Origin of the sequence: Enterococcus sp. AZ170 (assembly GCF_050545135.1) — a bacterium.
GTDB classification, from domain to species: domain Bacteria; phylum Bacillota; class Bacilli; order Lactobacillales; family Enterococcaceae; genus Enterococcus_L; species Enterococcus_L ureilyticus.
Map to the genome: position 1 here is coordinate 234,150 of NZ_CP172947.1, position 20,597 is coordinate 254,746.

18 protein-coding genes and 2 other annotated features are annotated in these 20,597 nt (G+C 37.9%); of the genes, 17 read left to right on the forward strand and 1 reads right to left on the reverse strand.

The window, feature by feature from the left end; genetic code table 11:
* Positions 1-117: 117 nt before the first annotated feature.
* The 4 genes from IGJ55_RS01115 to IGJ55_RS01130 all read left to right on the forward strand — a co-directional run bounded on the left by IGJ55_RS01115 (position 118) and on the right by IGJ55_RS01130 (position 4,683).
* On the forward strand, positions 118-795 hold the full coding sequence (locus IGJ55_RS01115; RefSeq protein WP_207120200.1) for a response regulator transcription factor: 678 nt from the start codon (positions 118-120) through the stop codon (positions 793-795).
* Positions 796-800: 5 nt separating this feature from the next.
* Positions 801-1,793: a sensor histidine kinase gene (locus IGJ55_RS01120; RefSeq protein WP_207120199.1), complete on the forward strand. Its 993-nt coding sequence runs from the start codon at positions 801-803 to the stop codon at positions 1,791-1,793.
* 121 nt (positions 1,794-1,914) lie between these two features.
* The gene (locus tag IGJ55_RS01125; protein WP_207120198.1) at positions 1,915-2,673 is read left to right on the forward strand and encodes an ABC transporter ATP-binding protein; all 759 of its coding nucleotides are present in this window, start codon (positions 1,915-1,917) and stop codon (positions 2,671-2,673) included.
* A 3-nt stretch (positions 2,674-2,676) separates the two neighbouring features.
* Entirely contained in the window at positions 2,677-4,683 is a 2,007-nt protein-coding gene (locus IGJ55_RS01130; RefSeq protein ID WP_207120197.1) for an ABC transporter permease, read from the forward strand.
* Between the two features lie 165 nt (positions 4,684-4,848).
* Here the strand turns inward: IGJ55_RS01130 and IGJ55_RS01135 are convergent, their stop codons facing one another.
* Positions 4,849-5,298 carry a YueI family protein gene (locus IGJ55_RS01135; RefSeq protein ID WP_069639181.1) on the reverse strand — a complete coding sequence of 150 codons (450 nt, stop codon included), beginning with the start codon at positions 5,296-5,298 and terminating at the stop codon, positions 4,849-4,851.
* 262 nt (positions 5,299-5,560) lie between these two features.
* Here IGJ55_RS01135 and IGJ55_RS01140 point away from each other — a divergent pair, with 262 nt between their 5' ends.
* The 13 genes from IGJ55_RS01140 to trpA all read left to right on the forward strand — a co-directional run bounded on the left by IGJ55_RS01140 (position 5,561) and on the right by trpA (position 20,579).
* A complete protein-coding gene (locus IGJ55_RS01140) occupies positions 5,561-6,508 on the forward strand; it encodes an ABC transporter permease (protein ID WP_207120196.1) in 948 nt (315 codons plus the stop codon).
* Entirely contained in the window at positions 6,505-7,473 is a 969-nt protein-coding gene (locus IGJ55_RS01145; RefSeq protein ID WP_207120195.1) for an iron chelate uptake ABC transporter family permease subunit, read from the forward strand. The genes IGJ55_RS01140 and IGJ55_RS01145 overlap by 4 nt, the downstream gene beginning before the upstream one ends.
* On the forward strand, positions 7,470-8,228 hold the full coding sequence (locus IGJ55_RS01150) for an ABC transporter ATP-binding protein (RefSeq protein ID WP_069639184.1): 759 nt from the start codon (positions 7,470-7,472) through the stop codon (positions 8,226-8,228). The genes IGJ55_RS01145 and IGJ55_RS01150 overlap by 4 nt, the downstream gene beginning before the upstream one ends.
* Before the next feature lie 56 nt (positions 8,229-8,284).
* Positions 8,285-9,244 carry a siderophore ABC transporter substrate-binding protein gene (locus tag IGJ55_RS01155; RefSeq protein WP_069639185.1) on the forward strand — a complete coding sequence of 320 codons (960 nt, stop codon included), beginning with the start codon at positions 8,285-8,287 and terminating at the stop codon, positions 9,242-9,244.
* A gap of 155 nt (positions 9,245-9,399) precedes the next feature.
* Positions 9,400-9,634: a binding site (T-box leader), on the forward strand.
* Positions 9,635-9,940: 306 nt separating this feature from the next.
* The gene (locus IGJ55_RS01160; protein ID WP_069639231.1) at positions 9,941-11,587 is read left to right on the forward strand and encodes a peptide ABC transporter substrate-binding protein; all 1,647 of its coding nucleotides are present in this window, start codon (positions 9,941-9,943) and stop codon (positions 11,585-11,587) included.
* A gap of 4 nt (positions 11,588-11,591) precedes the next feature.
* On the forward strand, positions 11,592-12,827 hold the full coding sequence (gene pepT / locus IGJ55_RS01165; protein ID WP_430607143.1) for a peptidase T: 1,236 nt from the start codon (positions 11,592-11,594) through the stop codon (positions 12,825-12,827).
* 70 nt (positions 12,828-12,897) lie between these two features.
* Positions 12,898-13,125, forward strand: a binding site (T-box leader).
* A gap of 944 nt (positions 13,126-14,069) precedes the next feature.
* Positions 14,070-15,434 carry an anthranilate synthase component I gene (gene trpE, locus IGJ55_RS01170; RefSeq protein WP_429951203.1) on the forward strand — a complete coding sequence of 455 codons (1,365 nt, stop codon included), beginning with the start codon at positions 14,070-14,072 and terminating at the stop codon, positions 15,432-15,434.
* Positions 15,431-16,006, forward strand: a complete 576-nt coding sequence (locus tag IGJ55_RS01175; RefSeq protein ID WP_429951201.1) for an anthranilate synthase component II — start codon at positions 15,431-15,433, stop codon at positions 16,004-16,006. The genes trpE and IGJ55_RS01175 overlap by 4 nt, the downstream gene beginning before the upstream one ends.
* Before the next feature lies 1 nt (position 16,007).
* Positions 16,008-17,021 carry an anthranilate phosphoribosyltransferase gene (gene trpD, locus IGJ55_RS01180; protein ID WP_069639189.1) on the forward strand — a complete coding sequence of 338 codons (1,014 nt, stop codon included), beginning with the start codon at positions 16,008-16,010 and terminating at the stop codon, positions 17,019-17,021.
* A 1-nt stretch (position 17,022) separates the two neighbouring features.
* Positions 17,023-17,781: an indole-3-glycerol phosphate synthase TrpC gene (trpC, locus tag IGJ55_RS01185; RefSeq protein WP_429951198.1), complete on the forward strand. Its 759-nt coding sequence runs from the start codon at positions 17,023-17,025 to the stop codon at positions 17,779-17,781.
* On the forward strand, positions 17,778-18,368 hold the full coding sequence (locus IGJ55_RS01190; protein ID WP_429951196.1) for a phosphoribosylanthranilate isomerase: 591 nt from the start codon (positions 17,778-17,780) through the stop codon (positions 18,366-18,368). Before trpC ends, IGJ55_RS01190 begins: the two co-directional genes overlap by 4 nt.
* A gap of 247 nt (positions 18,369-18,615) precedes the next feature.
* A complete protein-coding gene (gene trpB, locus IGJ55_RS01195; RefSeq protein WP_242550951.1) occupies positions 18,616-19,809 on the forward strand; it encodes a tryptophan synthase subunit beta in 1,194 nt (397 codons plus the stop codon).
* Positions 19,806-20,579, forward strand: a complete 774-nt coding sequence (gene trpA / locus IGJ55_RS01200) for a tryptophan synthase subunit alpha (protein WP_207120187.1) — start codon at positions 19,806-19,808, stop codon at positions 20,577-20,579. Before trpB ends, trpA begins: the two co-directional genes overlap by 4 nt.
* Positions 20,580-20,597 lie beyond the last annotated feature (18 nt).

The window sequence follows — 20,597 nt, forward strand, 5'->3', positions numbered from 1 at the left end:
GTTCAGTTTTGTCTCGACCTTGCTTATTTTACTTAAAAAAATAAATTGACAAATGCATCGTGAGTTCCCACAATAAAAGTAGGAACTCAAAAAATAGGTGGTAGAATGGAGGATAAAATGAAGAAAATTTATATAGTAGAAGATGATCTACAAATCACAGAGACCGTTTCTACTTTTTTAAGAAGATGGGCATTTGACGTGCAGGCAGCTGATGATTTTCAAAATGTGGTAGAAGATGCGCTGCGGTATCAACCGGATTTAGTATTAATGGATATTTCATTGCCTTTGTATAATGGATTTTACTGGTGTAGTGAGTTACGGAAACAGACAGACGTGCCAATTGTCTTTTTATCATCTGCCAATGACAATATGAATATCTTGATGGCGATGAACATGGGGGCAGATGATTTTATTGCGAAACCATTTGATTTACAAGTATTAGTGGCAAAAATCCAAGCAATTTTACGTCGCAGTGAAATGCAGCCGACCTCTCATTGTTTGAATTATCAAGGATTTAGCTTAGATTTAGATACATTTGAAGTTCGTTTTGACGAGCAGACTGTTGCTTTAACGATTAATGAGTCCAAGATTTTGGGATTGCTTTTTCAACAAACTGAAAGAGTCGTACCAAAGGAAAAAATCATGGAAAAATTATGGGAAAGTGAAGAATTTATCGATGTGAATACCTTGTCTGTGAATATGACGCGTTTGCGAAAAAAAGTGGCAGATATTGGCTTGGATACGCATATATACACAGAAAAAGGCAAAGGCTATCGGTTAGGTGAAGGAGAGTAAGCCGTATGAAATTATTTTTTCAATACGTATTTGATAAGCGATTAGCGCTTCTAACTTATGCTGGAATCATTGGATTATTTGCGTTGACCTTCTTCCTTTATGAATTGCCATTTTCTATTTACTCTGATGCCATTCTATTTTCAGGCGTATTGATTCTGAGCGTAGTGGCTGTTCAATTTAGCTTTTATTACAGAAAACATCAAAAGTTGCAAGAAGGTATTCAGGCACCCAAGCTCTATGTACATCAGAAAAAAAGGACCGATTCGTTAATAGAAAAAGAATATGAACAATTAGTACGTGCAATGGAAAAAGAATACCGGACAGAAGTGAGCGCACTTGAAGCAGCGAATCAGCAATTGATGGATTATTATAGTCTATGGAGCCATCAAATCAAAACGCCCATTGCTGTATTGAATTTAAAAATGCAGGAAAATGAACTTGATCAGGTTATTTTAAAACAAGAATTATTTAAAGTAGACCAGTATTTGGATATGATGTTACAGTATTTACGAATGAACCATACAGAAACTGATTTTGTGTTTGAAGAAATTGATTTAGATCAGCTCATCAAAGACACTGTGAAAAAATATGCTGTTTTTTTTATTCACAAAAACCTTTCATTGTCATTAGAACCAACAGAGCAAAAAATCATCAGCGATAAAAAGTGGCTGCAATTTGTCTTGGAACAAATCATGTTTAATGCTATCAAGTATACAAGTCAAGGCGGAATCAGGGTATATATGACTGCGGAGTCTCAGTTAGAATTGATCATTGAAGATTCTGGTATCGGTATATTAGAGGAGGATATTAGCCGTGTGTTTGAACGGGGCTATACTGGATTTAACGGCAGAACGTATCAAAAAGCATCAGGATTAGGATTATTTATGAGTAATGAAATTTTAAATAAATTGGGGCATCAAATCTACCTCACATCGGAGGTAGGGATCGGAACGAAGGTCCGTTTAAACCTTGTACAGCAACTTTTCGACGTTGAGTGATTGGGTTATTGAGGGTGCTCCTTACCTTAATGTAAGGTTAGCAGGCAAAGTGTAAGTGTTCTTTGGCTGCTTTTTTATTTATAGTGAATATGTAGATAAATTATAGGTGGGAGAGAGTCTAATGGCAATGTTGGAAGTAAATCATATTCAAAAAATCTATCAGACCAGATTTAGCGGCAATCAAGTCACTGCGTTAAAAGATGTTTCTTTTCAAGTCGATGAAGGGGAATATATTGCGATCATGGGTGAATCAGGCTCTGGTAAAAGTACACTACTGAACATTTTAGCAACCCTAGATATACCGACAAATGGCACAGTACTACTGAATGGTACGAATATCACTGAAATTCCAGAAGGGAGACTAGCAGCGTTTCGCCGTGAAAATTTAGGCTTTGTTTTTCAGGATTTTAATTTACTTGATAATTTTTCAGTAAAAGACAATATATTTTTGCCGTTGGTTTTATCGAAAGTTGCTGTAAAGGAAATGGAAGAACGAATCAAACCGTTAGCCAAAAAATTAGGGATCGAACCATTATTAGAAAAATATCCTTATGAGATTTCAGGAGGACAAAAGCAGCGAGTTGCTGCAGCACGAGCATTGATTACGAAACCTCAGCTAGTTTTGGCAGACGAGCCTACAGGCGCTTTGGATTCAAAAAGCTCTGGAAATTTATTGCAATTATTTCAAGAAGTCAATCAGCAAAACCAAACGATTGTGATGGTCACACATAGTGCAATCGCTGCAAGTCATGCTGATCGAGTGTTGTTTATTAAAGATGGTCAAGTTTTTCATCAGCTGCATCGGGGACAAAGAAGCCATGATGAACTGTTGAATGATATTTCAAAAACAATGACGACTTTATTAACGAAAGGGGGCTAAAACATGTTATATCTGCGTTTAGCCTATAGCAATATCAAGAAAAACAGTGCTGTTTACTTACCGTTTTGTCTGGCCACCATTTTTACGGTCGTGTTAAATATGGTGATGCAGGTGATGAGTAATAATCAAGGACTGGATCATCTACAAGGGGCTGCTTCACTCAAAATAATGTTTGATTTGGGAAGTAAGATCATCATGATTTTTACAGTTGTGTTTACTTTTTATACCCATAGCTTCTTGATGAAGCGCCGAAAAAAAGAGCTAGGGTTGTATAATATTTTGGGTATGGATAAAAAGAATTTGACTGTGATGATGTTCATTGAAAATATCATGACCTTATTTGTTACGTTATCTGTTGGGCTGCTGATTGGCACCATATTTTCTAAGCTGGTGTTTTTGATTTTGAAACGATTAACAGGATTTGGTGCTGATTTTGTTTATGCATTTTCATTTACCTCACTTTGGCAAGTGATTGTTTTGTTTTTAGGAATTTTTATAGGAACCTTTTTATACGATGTCTGGGAAGTTAGCAAAACGAAACCAATTGAATTGTTGGGACAAGCAAAGTCGGGAGAGAAAGAACCTAAGTCAAAATGGGTATTTAGTCTCGTGGGAGTTGTTTGTTTGAGCATCGGTTATTGGATTTCTCTATCGATCGTTTCACCTGTCGAGGCGTTGACACAATTTTTTATTGCGGTCATTTTGGTGATCATTGGAACGTACAGTATTTTTATTGCAGGAAGTATTACGTTATTAAAGCTATTAAAGAAAAACAAGCGGTTTTATTATCAACCGAATAACTTTATCTCAATTTCTAGTATGATTTTTCGAATGAAGCAAAATGGTACAGGTTTAGCTACGATTTCAATTTTGTGTACAATGGCGTTGATTACTGTCTCGTCGACTGTCTGTTTATATGTTGGACAAGAGGATATCATTAAAAGTAGAAATCCGTTTGAAAATTCTGTTGAAGCTGCTCTGCCAATGGAAGAAACGAAACAAAGGATTGAAGACGTGGTCAAAGGTCAGAGTTCGAACGTTACAGATCTTAAGTACGTCACGCTTTCAGGGAATTTACTCACATTAAAAAAAGGTTCAGATTCATTTACACAAATAAAAGAAGCTTTTTCAAATTACAGCGATCTTGTGGGAATCCGTTTTTTGGCATTGAGTGAATATAACCGTCTAGAAAACGAAAACTTAAGTTTATCCGAAGGTGAGGCTTATGTTTATCCTGTGACTGGGAAATATGAAGAAAAAAGGATTAAAATAGGTGAGCAGGCTTTCCAAGTAAAAGGGACTCTTGAACAATTTGAATTTGCACCCAAAGAAGAAGATGCTGTTTTAGGCTCATTGATTCTGGTGATCCCTGATGAAGCAGCTACTACAGCTTTTTTTGCCAAGGTTGCCTCGGATTTCGAAGCTTCCGTCTTTAAATTTGTTCCCACGCCAGTCTCGATCGTAAGTTTTGCATTGCCTGGTTCGTTGAATCAACGAATGGAAGTAGCAAGTGCGCTGCAAGCAAACTTTCAAGAACTTGCCGCACTTCGTGGCGATGAAGATTTTCAGCGTTCACTGCAAGTAACATCGATCGATAAGGATCGAGAAGAAATGCGTTCTTTATATGGAGGTTTCTTCTTTATGGGGATTATTTTTGGAATAAGTTTCTTGGTTGCAACAACATTGATTATTTACTATAAACAAGTGTCAGAAGGCAGCGATGATCGTGAGCGCTTTACGATCATGCAAAAAGTTGGCTTGAGTCATAAAGAAGTGAAGAAAACGATCCACCAGCAGATCTTATTAGTCTTCTTTTTGCCGATTATCGTAGCGGTGATCCATTTAAGCTTTGCTTTCCCTATTATTAAAAAATTGATGGTATTGTTTGGCTTGACGAATAATCATTTGTTAACAGGTATAACGGTCGTTTGTGTGTTGATTTTTTCATTAGGTTATTTCGTTATTTATTGGCGCACATCCAAGGTGTATTATCAATTAGTTGAGCGATAGAAAACAAGAGGTGCGATCTGTCTGTTGATCGTACCTCTTGTTTTTCTAGTATTCGAATTCCTTGATTGCAATCGCATGTTTTATTTCCTCAATTTTTAATCCAGTCTTCGCTTCCCACTGATGTTTCACTTCACATTCATACGTTGTTTGAAATACATCCACTATCTAATGAAATAACTTATGCCAAAACCCCTTCTTAGGTTCATCCAGTTGTTCACTCTTAGTAGATTGTTTAGGAAATTTTTGTTCAATGTCGATGGTTTCCACGTTTACTGCTTCTTTTGCGGTCAAAACTAAACCTAAAGCATCTGGCGTATTTTCAACGAAATCATTGACCACTGTGAATTTTAGGTGTCGTTCATTGATCAGTTTAATATAAGCAGACTGCAAAGTAATGTCCATTGCACCATTTAAAAGAACCGTTGCATCAGGATGTTGAGTTAACTCTTTTAAGAAATTTGTTCTATTGGCTGTATCTTTCATCTGTTCGATTGTCATAGTCAAGTAACATCTTTCACGAAAAGTACCCATATACTTGCGTTGTTCCTCTGGTTTTAGTAGCGGGGTGCCATACATCGCATTATCTAAATGTTTCTGTAAGTCATCTTGTGCCATTCATTATCTAACCTGCTTCCATTCAATAGTCTTACCTCAGATTATAGCACAGAATTAAGAGAAACCGCTTATAAGAACGGAATTTAAACAACAATCGAGCATAGAGAAAAGCTAAAAAAGTATTGCTTTTCTTACGATTTTCGCATAGACTAATAAGTAAGAATGAAAATCATTCTCAATTAGAAAAGCTGATCAGACTCGTTCTGTGATAGCTCTAGTCAGGATCATGTCATTCTAGCAAGTAGAAAAACGGAGCAAGTATATGAAAAAAATAGGCCTATTTGTTCTCTTACTCCTTTTGATTGTAGCATCGATTTTTGTCGGAGTGAAAGATATTTCCCTGACACAGTTGTTTCAATGGGATTCACAGCAACAATTAGTATTGTTCACAACGAGGATACCTCGGACAATCAGTTTGGTGATCGCTGGAAGTACAATCAGTATCTCTGGATTGATCATGCAACATTTAACACAGAATAAATTTGTTTCGCCAAGCACAGCAGGTACGATGGATAGTGCAAGATTAGGAATTTTAGTCGTAATGATTTTTTTCCCTACAGCACCATTATTGTTTCGTTCGTTTGTCGCATTTCTGTTTGCTTTTGGTGGAACGTTAGCTTTTATTTATTTAACACGCTTTTTACCTGTAAAAAATCAAGTCATGATTCCATTGATCGGTGTGATGTTTGGTAATATTATCGGTTCAGTGGCGACATTTTTTGCGTATCAATTTCAATTAGTTCAAAATATGTCTTCTTGGCTGCAGGGGAATTTTTCTACAGTGATGAAAGGCAATTACGAACTACTTTATCTAACGATTCCTCTATTGATCATCACCTATCTTTTTGCTTACCGCTTTACCGTAGTTGGGATGGGCGAAGACATGGCGACGAATCTGGGCTTAAATTATCAACAGATTCAATTGTTTGGTTTAGGAATTGTTGCGTTGTCCAGTGCCGTTGTGCTGATCATGGTTGGGAATATTCCGTTTTTAGGCGTAATTGTTCCTAATTTGGTCTCCATGCGCTATGGCGATCATATGAAAAATACACTTGGGATCACAGCTGTTGGTGGGAGTATCTTTTTGCTAGCATGCGATGTTTTAGCCAGAGTGGTGATTGCGCCTTATGAAGTACCTGTCAGCGTAGTTGTCGGTGTATTAGGCAGCTTTATCTTTATTGCATTATTGATGAGGAGGAAAACAGCATGAAAAAATTCTTCCAATCATCAACAGTGAAAATCCTTTTATTACTAGTTGCGGTGATTGCCGTGTGTGCGTTGTACCTATCCTACAAGACATATGGTAATTGGGATTTCGCGTTAGAACTTAGAGGGAAAAAGTTACTGGCTTTTGTCTTTGTTGGAGTTGCTGCAACATTTTCGACAATCAGTTTTCAAACGATGACTCAAAACCATTTTTTGACCCCGAATATCTTAGGACTAGATTCTTTGTATATTTTTATTCAGACCTTATTATTTTTCTTTTTAGGCGGACAACAACTTTTAGGGAATGAAACAATCGCTACGTTCCTATTAAATGTTTTGCTAATGGTAGGTGCAAGTATTTTGTTATCGCGCTTTTTATTAAAAAAGGGCGGGAACGATTTATTCTTATTACTGATGATCGGCATTATTTTAGGTACTTTTTTCAATAGTATCAGTACGTTCTTACAAGTGGTAATGGATCCGAATGAGTATGATTTGCTGCAAGGAAAATTATTTGCCAGTTTTGGGAATGTGAATAGTCAGCATTTGTTGATTGCTGGTATTTTGATCACCTTTTTAGTTGGTTTTTTGTGGGTGAAAAGTCATGCTTTGGACGTTTTACATTTAGGAAATGAGCAAGCAACTAGTTTAGGGATCAATGTTCCTAGATTTCAATTTGTGTTATTGACTGTGATTAGTGGACTGATCGGCTTATCTACAGCTTTAGTAGGACCTGTAACGTTCTTAGGGTTTATCGTTGCAAATATGAGCTATCAGTTGATGGGTACTTTTAGGCATCGTGAGTTATTTTTAGGTGGTAGTTTGCTGTCGATAATTTTGTTGGTTTTTGGACAATTTATGGTCGAACAAGTCTTCCAATTAAACACGACTTTAAGTATTGTGATCGAGTTTGGCGGTGGTGTTTATTTTGTTGGGAAAATTATTAGTGAAAGGAAGCAGCGCAGATGATCGAAATCAAAAATGTATCAAAAAGATATGGTGAAAAGATTGTTGTTTCAGAAGTTCAGTTGCCAATTACAGAGCAAAAATTGACCGCTTTTATTGGGCCAAATGGAGCGGGTAAAAGTACGCTGCTTTCAATGATGAGTCGCTTGATTCCTAAAGATACTGGTGAGATTTATTTAGACCATAACGAAGTAAAGACTTGGAAACAAAGCGAACTATCAAAGAAACTATCGATTTTAAAACAAACAAATGGAATCAATTTAAAAATCACGGTCAGAGAATTAGTTAATTTTGGCCGCTTCCCCTATAGTAAAGGTCGTTTAAAAAAAGAAGATCATGAAAAAGTCGAAGAAGCGATGGAAAATCTTGGATTGCTGGATTTGGCAGATGAATTGATCGATACATTGTCTGGCGGACAATTGCAACGAGTATATATTGCCATGGTTTTGGCGCAGGATACAGATTATATTTTACTAGATGAGCCGTTGAATAATTTGGATATGAACTTTGCGGTCCAAATGATGCAGACCTTGCGCCGTTTGGTGGATGAGTTTGGCAAAACAGTGATCATCGTGTTGCATGATATCAATTTTGCAGCGAGCTATGCAGATGAGATCGTTGCCATGAAAGACGGCCGCTTATTCACACACGGTAGTACCGATGACATTATCCAATCTGAGGTATTGAATAAACTTTACGATATGAATATCCGGATTTGTGAAATTGAAGGAAAAAGATTCTGTATGTATTTTAACTAGAAAAGCTGAATAAGATAGCAAAATTTAAATACACTAATCAAACTGGAGGAAACAAAATGAAAAAGAAATTTTTAGCGTTAGCAACAGTCTCAATGGTTGCACTACTTACTTTGGGTGCATGTGGCAACAATGATAAAAAAACAGATGAATCTGGCTCAAAAGAATCAAGTGCAGAAGCGACAACAATTACAGTCAACGATTCAAATGGTTCTATCGAAGTTCCTAAAAATCCTAAAAAAGTCGTTGTTTTCGATAACGGTTCATTAGATACAATGGATGCTTTGGGTGTAGGGGATACTGTAGTTGGAGCGCCAACGAAAAACTTACCTGATTATCTATCAGATTATAAAAAAGTCGAATCAGCTGGCGGAATCAAAGAGCCAGATTTGGAAAAAATCAATGAACTTAAACCAGATATGATCATCATCTCTGGTCGTCAGCAAGATTTCCAAGATAAATTGAGCAAAATTGCCCCAACGATTTATTTATCAGTAGATGCAAAAGACACATGGAATTCTACAAAGAAAAACATCGAAACGTTAGCTGAAATTTTTGATAAAAAAGACGAAGCGAAGACAAAAATCACTGATTTAGAAAAAGAAATTGCAGATGTTAAAGAAAAAGCAGAAGCAAGCAATGATAAAGCTTTAGTTGTTTTAGTAAATGAAGGTCAGCTTTCAGCTTATGGAACGGGTTCTCGTTTTGGCATTGTTCATGATACTTTTGGCTTTAAACAAGCAGATGATGCCATTGAAGCTTCTACCCATGGACAAAGTGTTTCATATGAATATGTTCTAGAAAAAAATCCGGATATCTTGTTTGTCGTTGACCGTACCAAAGCAATCGGTGGCGATGATACCAATGATAATGTAGAAAATAATGAATTGGTTAAACAAACAAATGCTGGTAAAAATGGCAAAGTGATTACATTACAACCAGATGTTTGGTACCTAAGTGGTGGTGGATTAGAATCTACTCATCTAATGATTGAAGATGTACAAAAAGCACTAAAATAAAATGAATAAAGTATCTGGTTCCCCTGAATCATCTAGCATGTTAGAAATGTTGGTATTGAAGGGATAGCCAGGTATTTTTTTGGAAATTTCTCAACCTATATTGACGCTTCTTCCCTTGGTATGCTACAATCCTTATAATACATTATCTATTAAAATTAAATGTGAAGATGAGGAAAGTATTTTTCAGATAGCTCAAAGAGAGTCTCGTTTGGTGGGAAGAGACAGTGAATATGGGAAAGAAAATGGCCTTTGAACAAATTGATCGAACAAGTTAAGATCAATTCAGGTGCGCCTGTTATAGCGCCTCAGCATGCTTGTGTTGATAGAGTGGACTTTTTATAAAGTCAATCGAAGGTGGTACCGCGAAAGTTTAAAACTCTCGTCCTTTTTATAGGATGAGAGTTTTTTGTTGTGAATCACTACGACTGGCTCAGCCAGAGTAGATGATGAACAATACTTGGCGACCAGAGGGAGAGAAGTAACCTAACTAGTAATCACTACGACTGGCTCAGCCAGAGTAGATGATGAACAATACAAGGCGTGCAAAGGGAGAGAAGCTTCCAAACTAGGAATCACCAAGTGTTATGACTATGATAATTTGTAGAGCATGACTTCAAGAGAGAGGCCATTTGATTTTCAACATTCACAAAAAGGTAGGAGTAGTTGATGTATACAGATTCTGAAGGGGGAAACAAAATGAAGAAAAAATTACTAGTTGTAAGTGCAGTATTAACGGGATTATTACTCACAGCATGCGGGGGCAACGACCAAAAAGAAACAACTAAAAGCGAAGCAGGGACAATTGCTAAAAATCAAAAAATCGAAATCAGTTCACCTACACCACTTTCAACGCTAGATACAACACAAACTATGGATAAAAATACGTTTACGATCGTGCAACATTTGTTTGAAGGACTGTATCGTTTTGATGATGATAGTACTCCAATTCCAGGTTTAGCAGAAAAAGTAGCGGTTAGTGAAGATGGTTTAACGTATAAATTTACGCTGAAAGACGATATCAAATGGAGTAATGGTGAACCAATCACTGCACAAGATTTTCTTTATTCATGGAAAAAATTAGTGACACCAGCAACGATTGGTCCAAATGCTTATTTATTGGATAATGTGAAAAATAGCAAAGCAATCCGAAATGGTGAAAAACCAATAGACGAAATAGGTCTTGCTGCACCAAGTGATCAAGAGTTTGAGGTGACATTAGAACAAGCCCAACCATCCTTTTTAGTAGTTGCTTCAATCGGCTGGTTAGCCCCACAAAATCAAGCATATGTTGAGAAGCAAGGGAAAGAGTATGCTACAGATAGTGATCATTTAATTTATAGCGGGCCGTTTATTTTAACAGATTGGGATGCTTCGTCTGATACCTGGACATTGAAAAAGAACCCAGAGTATTACGATGCAGATACAGTCAAGCTAGAAGAAGTTAAAGTTAATACGATCAAAGAAGAAAATACAGGAATCAATTTATACCAATCAAATGAATTAGACTTGGTTCGTATCAGCGGTCAATATGTGCAGCAATACAGTGATGACGCAGGATATGTCACACATTCAGATGTAGCAAATCACTATTTAGATTTCAATAAAAAAGCAGGCACAGCACCAGCTAATATCCATTTACGAAAAGCAATCGCACAAGCAATCGATAAGGATGCTTTGACAAAAAGTGTTTTAAATGATGGCTCAAAACCATTGAATGGTCTGATCCCAAGTAACTTATACAAAAATCCTGAAACCTCTGAGGATTTCAGAAAATTCAGCGGAGATCATCTAACATATGATGTGAAAAAAGCACAAGCAGAATGGGAAAAAGCGCAAGCGGAGCTAGGCGATAAAGTGAAATTATCACTCTTGGTGTCAGATGATGACAATGGAAAAAAAATCTCTGAATACATTCAAAGTCAACTACAAGAGAACTTAAAAGGGCTAGAAATCACGATCAATGCACAGCCAAAAAATAATGTCTTACAAACGCGTAAAGACAAAGAATATGAACTTTCATTATCTGGCTGGATTGCTGGCAGTAGTGATTTAGATTCTTATTTTAACTTATATGCAGGCAGCTCTGCGTATAATTATGGTTCATACAAAAATGATACCTATGACAAGTTCATTACCGATGCACGAACAATCAATGCGAATACGCCGAATAAACAGTTTGATGATTACAAAGAAGCAGAAGATATTTTACTAGATCAAGATGCGGCTCAAGTACCGCTTTATCAAAGTGCATCTAATTATTTGATCAATCCAGCTATCAAAGGAATCAGTTACCATTTATATGGTGATTATTTCAACCTGAGAACAGCTTACTTGGAGGACTAACGAAATGAGTCAACTACTAGAACGGTTTGTTCGTTATGCGAAAGTAAATACACGGTCTGATGCAACAAGTCAGACCATTCCTACAACACAAGGACAAGTTGATTTTGCGCAAATCATTGAAAAAGATTTAACAGATATCGGACTTTCTGAAATCTCTTATAATGAAAAAAATGGCTTTCTGACGGCGGTTTTACCTGCGACGACAGATAAAGAAATTCCTACGATTGGTTTTATTGCTCATTTAGATACAGCGGACTATAATGCGGAGAACATTTGCCCCACTATTTTTTCTGATTATGATGGGCAAGATGTTGTGCTGAATGAAAAAGCTGGAATCATCATGAAGACAGAAGAGTTTCCTAATCTAAAGGATTATGTCGGTCAAATGTTGATTACAACAGATGGAACGACCTTATTAGGAGCAGATGATAAAGCGGGAATCGTCGAAATTTTAGAGGCAGTTGAGTATCTACTGGCACATCCTGAAATACCACATGGGAAAGTGTTGCTTGCTTTTGGGCCTGATGAAGAAATTGGTCGTGGTACAGATCGTTTTGATGCAGCGAATTTCCCTGCCCAATTTGCCTATACAGTAGATAGTGGCAGAGTAGGCTGCTTTGAATACGAAACGTTCAATGCAGCGCAAGCTGTAATCACGATCGAAGGGACCAGTGTTCACCCAGGAACAGCCTATGGGACAATGGTCAATGCCATCAAATTGGGTGAAAGCATCGATGCACAATTACCACAAGCGGAAGTTCCTGAGAGAACACGTGGTTATGAAGGTTTTTATTTACTAACAAAATTTATTGGAAGTTTAGATCAAGCTGAATTGACGTATATCATTCGCGATCATAACAAGGAACTTTTCCAAAAAAGAAAGCAACAACTTGCTAAGATCGTCCATGAATTAAATGATTCACTCGACAAAAAACGAATTACAATTGATTTTTTGGATCAATATTATAATATGGGAGAAATCATTGAAAAGGATATGACACCCGTAGAACTTGCTACTAAAGCAATGGCAAATCTTGGCATCAAGCCAGATATTCAACCTTTTCGAGGTGGAACAGATGGCTCAAAAATTTCATTTAAGGGCATCCCAACCCCTAATTTATTTACTGGTGGCGAAAATTTTCATGGACAATATGAGTTTATCACGCTAGAAGCAATGGAATTGGCTGCCAAAACAATTGTCGAAATTATTAAAGAAAACGCTAATAAACCAACTTTTTGAATAGATGGTTAAAATTCTATATAAAAAATAGTTGACAAAATTAGAGTTTTCTAATATGATTATCCTCAATAGCAAAGCTTTGAGAAAGAGGAGTAACAACACTGGAACTTTTCAGAGAGCTGATGGGACTGCGAATCAGTAAGGAATGGGTTGTGAATGGACTTTCGAGCGAAATGTTGAATTACAGTAGGCATTTTCGGGAACTCCCGTTATAGAGTAAGGTCGTTGATTGACGACTGACAAGAGGAAAGAATTTCTTTCAAACTTGAGGTGGCACCGTGAATGTTTCGCCCTCAAACTACAGCTATTTGTATGGTTTGGGGGCTTTTGTTGTTCATCTACACTACGTTTTGATTGCATCAATTTCTAAGAGCTAAAGCTCTAAGAATTGAAGGACAGTGATTGGCCTTACCAGAACGGATGATGAACAATACAAGGTGTTGTACAAAGAGAGAAGTAACCTTACTAGGAATCACTAAACGCTCTGATCTCAAATGATCAATAGCGAAACATGATCCTAATGATGACAAGACATTCACGTTGAAACGTGTAACGTTAAGTTATTGAAGGTTATAAAAAGAAATAAACTTTTCAATGAGGTGGTACCGTGGATACTATTATTCGCCCTCACAAAAGCAGATTACTATCTGTTTTTGTGAGGGCTTTTTGCTGTGAATCACTACGACTGGCTTCGCCAGAGTAGATGATGAACAGTACTTGGCGAACGAAGTGAGCGAAGTCTCATTATGAAAGAATCACCCAAAGTGAAGTGATCTCAATAAGTTTAACAGCTAAAACACTAAAAATGGAAGGATTAAAAGTGGCTTCGCCAGAGTAGATGATGAACAGTACAAGGCGAACGAAGTGAGCGAAGTCTCATTATGAAAGAATCACCCAAAGTGAAGTGATCTCAATAAGTTTAACAGCTAAAACACTAAAAATGGAAGGATTAAAAGTGGCTTCGCCAGAGTAGATGATGAACAGTACAAGGCGTGCAAAGTGAGCGAAGTCTCATTACGAGAGAAACACCCAAAGTGAAGTGATCTCAATAAGTTTAACAGCTAAAACACTAAAAATGGAAGGATTAAAAGTGGCTTCGCCAGAGTAGATGATGAACAGTACAAGGCGCGCAAAGTGAGCGAAGTCTCATTAAGAGAGAATCATCAAAATAGTTAAACTATCCAAAATAAACTAAAAGACAAGCAACATTCCCAATCATCAAAAAAGAAAAGAGGAAAGCATATGCAATTGATCAAAGAGATCCAAGCAGACTATCTAACTGCAATATCTGCATTTTTAAGAATCCAAGGAAGTAATAAATGCCTATTAGAAAGCATTCCCCGGGATAAAAGCAAAGGACGTTACTCGATCATTGCTTGGGATGCTGTTTCTACCATTACATGCTACGGCCATCAATTAACGATCGATGGGCAAACGAGGACCGTAGAAGATCCATTAAAAGAAATCGAAACATATATTTTGAAAAAAGAAACCTATCTAAATGAGCTTCCCTTTCAAGGTGGCGCGATCGGGTATGTTGGGTATGATGTGATCGCCTGTTATGAAGACTTAGGAAAAATGCCATTTGACGAGCTGAATGTACCAGATATTCATTTCTACTTATTTGACTCTTACTTAATTTTTGATCATGTTGGCGAAAAAATCATGTTAGTTGAGGCAGATACTTATTCAAATCGAAGCGCACGATTACTAGAAGAAGCACTCAACCAAAAAATAAAAGAACTCCAAACACCAAGTAAAGAAGAACAAAAAGAAATCCACTTAAAAAACATGGATTACCAAAGTAACTTTACTAAAGCGAGCTTTGAAGAAGTCGTTGTCAAAGTAAAAGAGTATATCAAGCAAGGCGATCTATTTCAAATGGTCCCCTCACAACGTTTAACAGCTGATTTTGAAGAAGAGCCATTTGATTATTATCGCCGGTTACGTGTCACTAATCCGTCAACCTATCTGTATTTTCTAGATTTTGGTGAAACCTATGTGATCGGTTCTTCACCAGAAAGCTTAGTAAGTGTGAAAAATCAAATCGTCACAACAAATCCCATTGCAGGAACTCGTAAACGAGGCCAAACAATGGAAGCAGATTTACTTTTAGAAAAAGAATTGCTCACAGATGAAAAGGAGCGTGCAGAGCATTTAATGTTGATCGATCTTGGCCGCAATGATGTGGGGAAAGTCAGCGAAATCGGCTCGATTGAAGTGCCGGTTTATATGATTGTTGAGAAGTATCGGTATGTCATGCATTTAGTTTCAGTCGTAACTGGAAAGCTAAAAACAGGATTGACAGCAATGGATGCGTTAAAAGCCACTCTGCCTGCTGGAACAGTGAGCGGCGCACCAAAAATCCAGGCAATGAAACGTATTTATGAAATCGAACCAGTCAAACGAACTATCTACGCGGGTGCGGTGGGGTATTTATCAAAAGATGATCAAGCAGACTTCGCTATTGCGATTCGGACAATGGTGATTCACAAAAATAAAGCGTATGTCCAAGCAGGTGCAGGCGTCGTTTATGATTCTGACCCTACGAAAGAATACGAAGAAACGTTACAAAAAGCAAAAGCACTTTTGGAGGTGGGAAAATGATCTTATTGATCGATAATTATGATTCATTTACATATAATCTTGCTCAATTACTCGGCGTTGAACGTGAAATAAAAATTGTTCGAAATGATTCAGAGACTATTTTTTCCTTAGCTAAACAAGCATCAGCAATCGTTATATCACCCGGTCCTGGAACACCAAAAGAAACCGGTCAGGTAAAAGAAGTAATCAAACAATTTTATCAAAAGAAACCTATACTAGGCATTTGTTTAGGCCACCAAACGATTGGTGAAGTATTCGGGGCAAAGGTCAGCAGGGCTAAAGAGATCCGGCATGGCAAGCAATCACTGATTAAGATTCATCAAAATAATCAGCTATTTAAAGGAGTTGACTCCGGAAATCTTGTTATGCGTTATCACTCGCTGATCATTGAGCAAGAAACATTACCAGAAGATTTCCGGATTACCGCAACTGCTGCTGATGATCAGGAAATCATGGCAATCGAGCATCGGGAATATCCAATTTTTGGCCTTCAGTTTCATCCAGAATCGATTGGAACACCAAGTGGAGCCGTAATCATCAAAAATTTTATCCAACAAACGGAGGTAAAGTGATATGAATGAATTATTTGAGAAAGTCTATAATAATCAACACTTGAATCGTATAGAAGCAGAGCGAATAGCTGAAAAAATGTTTGAAGGTCAATTAACGGATAGTCAACTTGCAGCTTTTTTAACCGCTCTAAAATGCAAAGGAGAAACGGCTGAAGAAATGGCAGGAATTGCTGATACGATTCGGCGAAAAGCCGTGCTGATCGATTGTCAAAAAGACAATGTAATGGATAACTGTGGGACTGGTGGCGACCGATCGGGTAGTTTCAATATTAGTACAACAGCGGCTTTTGTACTCGCTTCAGGCGGAGTAACAGTCGCTAAACACGGCAACCGAAGTATATCCAGTAAATCAGGCAGTGCGGATATTTTTGAATGCTTAGGTGTAAATATCAATCTTTCACCAGAGAGAACAAGTCTCCTATTGGAGGAAGTAGGATTGGCCTTTCTATTTGCTCCTCATCTGCATCCGAAAATGAAATATGTCATGAAAGTCCGTAAAGAATTAGGCACCCCAACCGTTTTAAATTTGATTGGGCCATTAACAAATCCTGTCTCACTAGACTCACAATTAATGGGGACATATCGCCGAGATTTATTAGCAGAAACGGCAAAAACGTTGAGTGAATTGGGGCGAAGCCGTGCAGTAGTCGTCAACGGAGCAGGTGGCTTAGACGAAGCATCCCTAGCTGGAACGACCCATTTTGCCTTATTACAAGATAAACAAATCACGATGCATACAATCGAACCAGAAGAATTTGGCTTCGCTCGACTTCCTCTAGAGTCGATTCGGGGTGGTAATGCCAAACAAAATACAGAAATATTATTATCTATTTTAAAGAATCAAGCCAGTCCTTATTTGGATACAGTGCTATTGAATGCAGGCTTAGGATTTTTCAGTAATGGCAAGGTGACAACGATTCAAGCTGGCATCAGCTTAGCGAAAGAATGTGTAGCAAGTGGCGCGGCTATGGCTAAATTAGAACAGTTGATCCAAGTACAAAAGGAGGTTGCGTAAAATGGCATTTCTAGAAAAAATTATCAAGGCAAAACGAGAAGAAGTAAAACAGATGTCTTTAGAAACAGTTAAACCACTGCGGAAAACAGATTCATTCTATCAACAAGTCAAAGCAAGACCAGAAAAAATGCATCTTATTGGGGAAGTCAAACGTGCGTCACCGTCTAAAGGCGCAATCAATTTATCAGTCGATGTAAGTGAACAGGCAAAAGCCTATGAACAAGCAGGAGTTACAGCCATTTCAGTATTGACTGATGAACAATTTTTCAAAGGATCGATTGAAGACTTGCGCCAAGTTGCTTCGCAAGTGAAGATTCCAGTGCTATGTAAGGATTTCATCATTGATGAAAAACAACTCATTCGGGCAAGAAATGCTGGAGCGACGATCGTGTTACTGATTGTTGCGGCATTATCCAAACAAAAGCTAGAAGAACTATATACAAAAGCGACAGGGTTAGGTTTAGAAATTCTGGTAGAAGTTCATGATGAATCAGAATTGAAAATTGCTGAAAAATTGTCGGCACAATTGATTGGTGTAAATAATCGCAATTTGAAATCATTTGAGGTATCCATAGATGTTAGTCAACTATTAGGAGGAAAACAAGGAACAGATGCGATTTATATCAGTGAATCAGGCTTTTCAACTGGTGAACAAGTCGAACGTATAAAAGAAAATTATCAAGCAGTTCTAGTAGGTGAAGGCTTGATGAAAGAAGATGATCCAAAAGAAAAAGTCAAAGAATTGCAGGTCTTGCGATGAAAGCGAAAATTTGCGGATTAAAAACCAAAGAACACGTGGATCTAGCAGTCACTTCTGGTGCAGATTATCTAGGCTTTGTTTTTGCCGAAAGTAAGCGGCGAATCACTCCTGAAAAAGCAAAAGAAATCACGGTAAACGTACCAAGAAAAGTCAAAAAAATCGGTGTTTTTGTTTCACCTAGCTATGAAGAAGTGGAAACAATTATACAGCAGGCGAATTTAGACATGGTGCAGATTCATGGGGCATTAATGACAGAAAAAGTGTCAGTCCCAGTGATTCGGGCAATACCAGTTAATCATGCTGTACAAGCAGCATTGAGTCAAGAACCAGAGACAGAGTTTCTACTTTTTGATGCACCACCCCAGAAATTCGTCGGGGGAAACGGTGAAGTCTTCGATTGGCAACAATTAGATACGAGCATCATCAAAAATAAAAAAGTGTTTATCGCAGGGGGGCTAACTGCTGAAAATGTCCTACAAGCGAAAAAAAGATTTAATCCATATGCAGTGGACGTGTCTAGCGGAGTAGAAACAAATGGTGTAAAAGACCCCGCAAAAATTGTGGCTTTTTTAAAGAAAGTTATCTAGCTTTACGGGCTAGCCTTTCGGAAAAAAGATAAAATCTGCCTGTGACAAGGAACGTCACAAACATATTTTCCTATTTTTCAGTCAAGGCTAAACGAGCCCATTCAGCTTTTATATTATCTAGCTTCATGATCCAGTATCTCGGAAAAAAGATAAAACCTGAATGTGGTAAAGAACACCACCTTCATGTTTTCCTATTTTTCGTCGATACTAAGCGGCTCATTCAGCTTTTATTACAAGGAGGAAAATTATGTATAATCAACCAAACCAAGGATTTTATGGGGATTTCGGTGGGCAATTTGTTCCGGAAACTTTGATGTATGCTGTGAAAGAATTAGAAGAAGTTTATGAGGCTTCCAAAATAGATGAGGAATTTCAAACAGAACTAAATTACTATTTAAAACAATATGTAGGACGAGAAAATCCGTTATATTTTGCTGAACGTTTAACAGATTATGCGGGTGGTGCAAAGATTTATCTCAAAAGAGAAGATTTGAATCATACTGGTGCACACAAAATCAATAACACGATCGGACAAATATTATTAGCCAAAAAAATGGGCAAGAAAAAAGTCGTCGCCGAAACTGGAGCAGGGCAACATGGTGTAGCAACGGCTACAGTCGCAGCGTTATTTGGAATGGAATGTACGATTTTCATGGGAGCTGTGGATGTCGCTCGTCAGTCATTAAACGTATTTCGGATGGAATTGTTAGGGGCAAAAGTTGAAAGCGTGACTTCTGGAAGCAAAACATTGAAAGATGCCGTCAACGAAGCACTGCGTTTTTGGGTTGCGAATGTTGAAGATACGCATTATGTAATGGGGTCTGTTTTAGGTCCGCATCCATTTCCTGAAATCGTCCGCGATTATCAGAGCATTATTGGAATCGAGGCCAGACGTCAATTTTTAGAAGTGGAAAATAAATTACCGGATGCAGTTATCGCTTGTGTTGGTGGGGGGAGTAATGCGATGGGCATTTTTTATCCATTTATCGATGATGAGGTCGCGTTGATCGGTGTTGAGGCAGCAGGCTTAGGATTGGATACAGAAGCTCATGCCGCTTCAATTAATAAAGGGAAAACAGGTGTGCTTCATGGAGCAATGATGAAGCTGCTTCAGGATGAGGATGGCCAAATTTTAGAAGCCTTTTCGATTTCAGCAGGTTTAGATTACCCTGGGCTTGGACCAGAGCATTGCCATCTAAACGAAACACAAAGAGCAAGCTACGAATCAGTGACGGATCAAGAAGCATTATCCGCTTTTAAGATTTTATGCCAAACAGAAGGCATTATCCCAGCGTTAGAAAGTGCTCATGCTATTAGTCATGCTATCAAGGTTGCACAAGAGTTGGGACCAGATAAGCAAGTCATCGTCTGTCTTTCAGGTCGTGGGGATAAAGATGTGCAACAAATCAAAGCGTTATTTGAACAGGAGGACTCGCAATGAAATCACTAACGAAACAATTGAAAGCAAGACAGCAAGCGGATGAGACCATTTTCGTTCCTTATATTATGGCAGGTGCGCAAGGACTAGATCGATTAGCAGATGAAATCCAGTTGCTCACAGATGCTGGAGCCAGTGCGATTGAGCTAGGTATTCCTTTTTCGGACCCTGTTGCAGACGGTCCGATCATCCAGGAAGCTGGTCTCAGAGCATTGAAAAACAATGTCACGTTAAGCAAGATCATTCATCAGCTAAAACAAATCAAAACCCCAACGCCTTTAGTAATCATGACGTATTTCAATCCGATCTTTAGCTATGGCTTAGAAAGGTTTATTCCAGATTTGGCGGAAACCAATGTTTTAGGATTGATTATTCCAGATTTACCTTATGAACATCGAGAATTAGTCGAACCATTATTAAAAGAGAGTGATGTTGCTTTGATTCCGCTGATTGCTTTGACCACTCCTAAAGAACGAATTCCAGAATTAGTGGCAGCTGGGGAAGGATTTATTTATGCAGTAGCTGTTAACGGCGTAACAGGCATTGATCGAAACTATCAAGAAACGCTAGATGAACATTTAACTTATATCCAAAATAGTAGCGATAAACCTGTTTTAGCTGGATTTGGAGTGTCTTCTAAGGAACATGTTGACCGTTTTAGAAAAAGCTGTGCCGGTGTGATTGTCGGGAGTAAAATCGTCCAGTTGCTTAGTGAAGGGAAGCGGACCGAAGTTAAAGCCTTTATCCAAGCAGCTGTAAGAAAAGAAGTGTAACGTTTTTCATTTTTCCTC

Coding starts and splice junctions, on each gene's coding strand:
- IGJ55_RS01155 (WP_069639185.1), top strand. CDS start 8,285: ATGAAAAAGAAATTTTTAGCGTTAGCAACAGTCTCAATGGTTGCACTA.
- IGJ55_RS01190 (WP_429951196.1), top strand. CDS start 17,778: ATGAAAGCGAAAATTTGCGGATTAAAAACCAAAGAACACGTGGATCTA.
- IGJ55_RS01140 (WP_207120196.1), top strand. CDS start 5,561: ATGAAAAAAATAGGCCTATTTGTTCTCTTACTCCTTTTGATTGTAGCA.
- trpA (WP_207120187.1), top strand. CDS start 19,806: ATGAAATCACTAACGAAACAATTGAAAGCAAGACAGCAAGCGGATGAG.
- IGJ55_RS01135 (WP_069639181.1), bottom strand. CDS start 5,298: ATGGCACAAGATGACTTACAGAAACATTTAGATAATGCGATGTATGGC.
- IGJ55_RS01125 (WP_207120198.1), top strand. CDS start 1,915: ATGGCAATGTTGGAAGTAAATCATATTCAAAAAATCTATCAGACCAGA.
- IGJ55_RS01175 (WP_429951201.1), top strand. CDS start 15,431: ATGATCTTATTGATCGATAATTATGATTCATTTACATATAATCTTGCT.
- IGJ55_RS01150 (WP_069639184.1), top strand. CDS start 7,470: ATGATCGAAATCAAAAATGTATCAAAAAGATATGGTGAAAAGATTGTT.
- pepT (WP_430607143.1), top strand. CDS start 11,592: ATGAGTCAACTACTAGAACGGTTTGTTCGTTATGCGAAAGTAAATACA.
- trpB (WP_242550951.1), top strand. CDS start 18,616: ATGTATAATCAACCAAACCAAGGATTTTATGGGGATTTCGGTGGGCAA.
- IGJ55_RS01160 (WP_069639231.1), top strand. CDS start 9,941: ATGAAGAAAAAATTACTAGTTGTAAGTGCAGTATTAACGGGATTATTA.
- IGJ55_RS01115 (WP_207120200.1), top strand. CDS start 118: ATGAAGAAAATTTATATAGTAGAAGATGATCTACAAATCACAGAGACC.
- IGJ55_RS01130 (WP_207120197.1), top strand. CDS start 2,677: ATGTTATATCTGCGTTTAGCCTATAGCAATATCAAGAAAAACAGTGCT.
- trpC (WP_429951198.1), top strand. CDS start 17,023: ATGGCATTTCTAGAAAAAATTATCAAGGCAAAACGAGAAGAAGTAAAA.
- trpE (WP_429951203.1), top strand. CDS start 14,070: ATGCAATTGATCAAAGAGATCCAAGCAGACTATCTAACTGCAATATCT.
- trpD (WP_069639189.1), top strand. CDS start 16,008: ATGAATGAATTATTTGAGAAAGTCTATAATAATCAACACTTGAATCGT.
- IGJ55_RS01145 (WP_207120195.1), top strand. CDS start 6,505: ATGAAAAAATTCTTCCAATCATCAACAGTGAAAATCCTTTTATTACTA.
- IGJ55_RS01120 (WP_207120199.1), top strand. CDS start 801: ATGAAATTATTTTTTCAATACGTATTTGATAAGCGATTAGCGCTTCTA.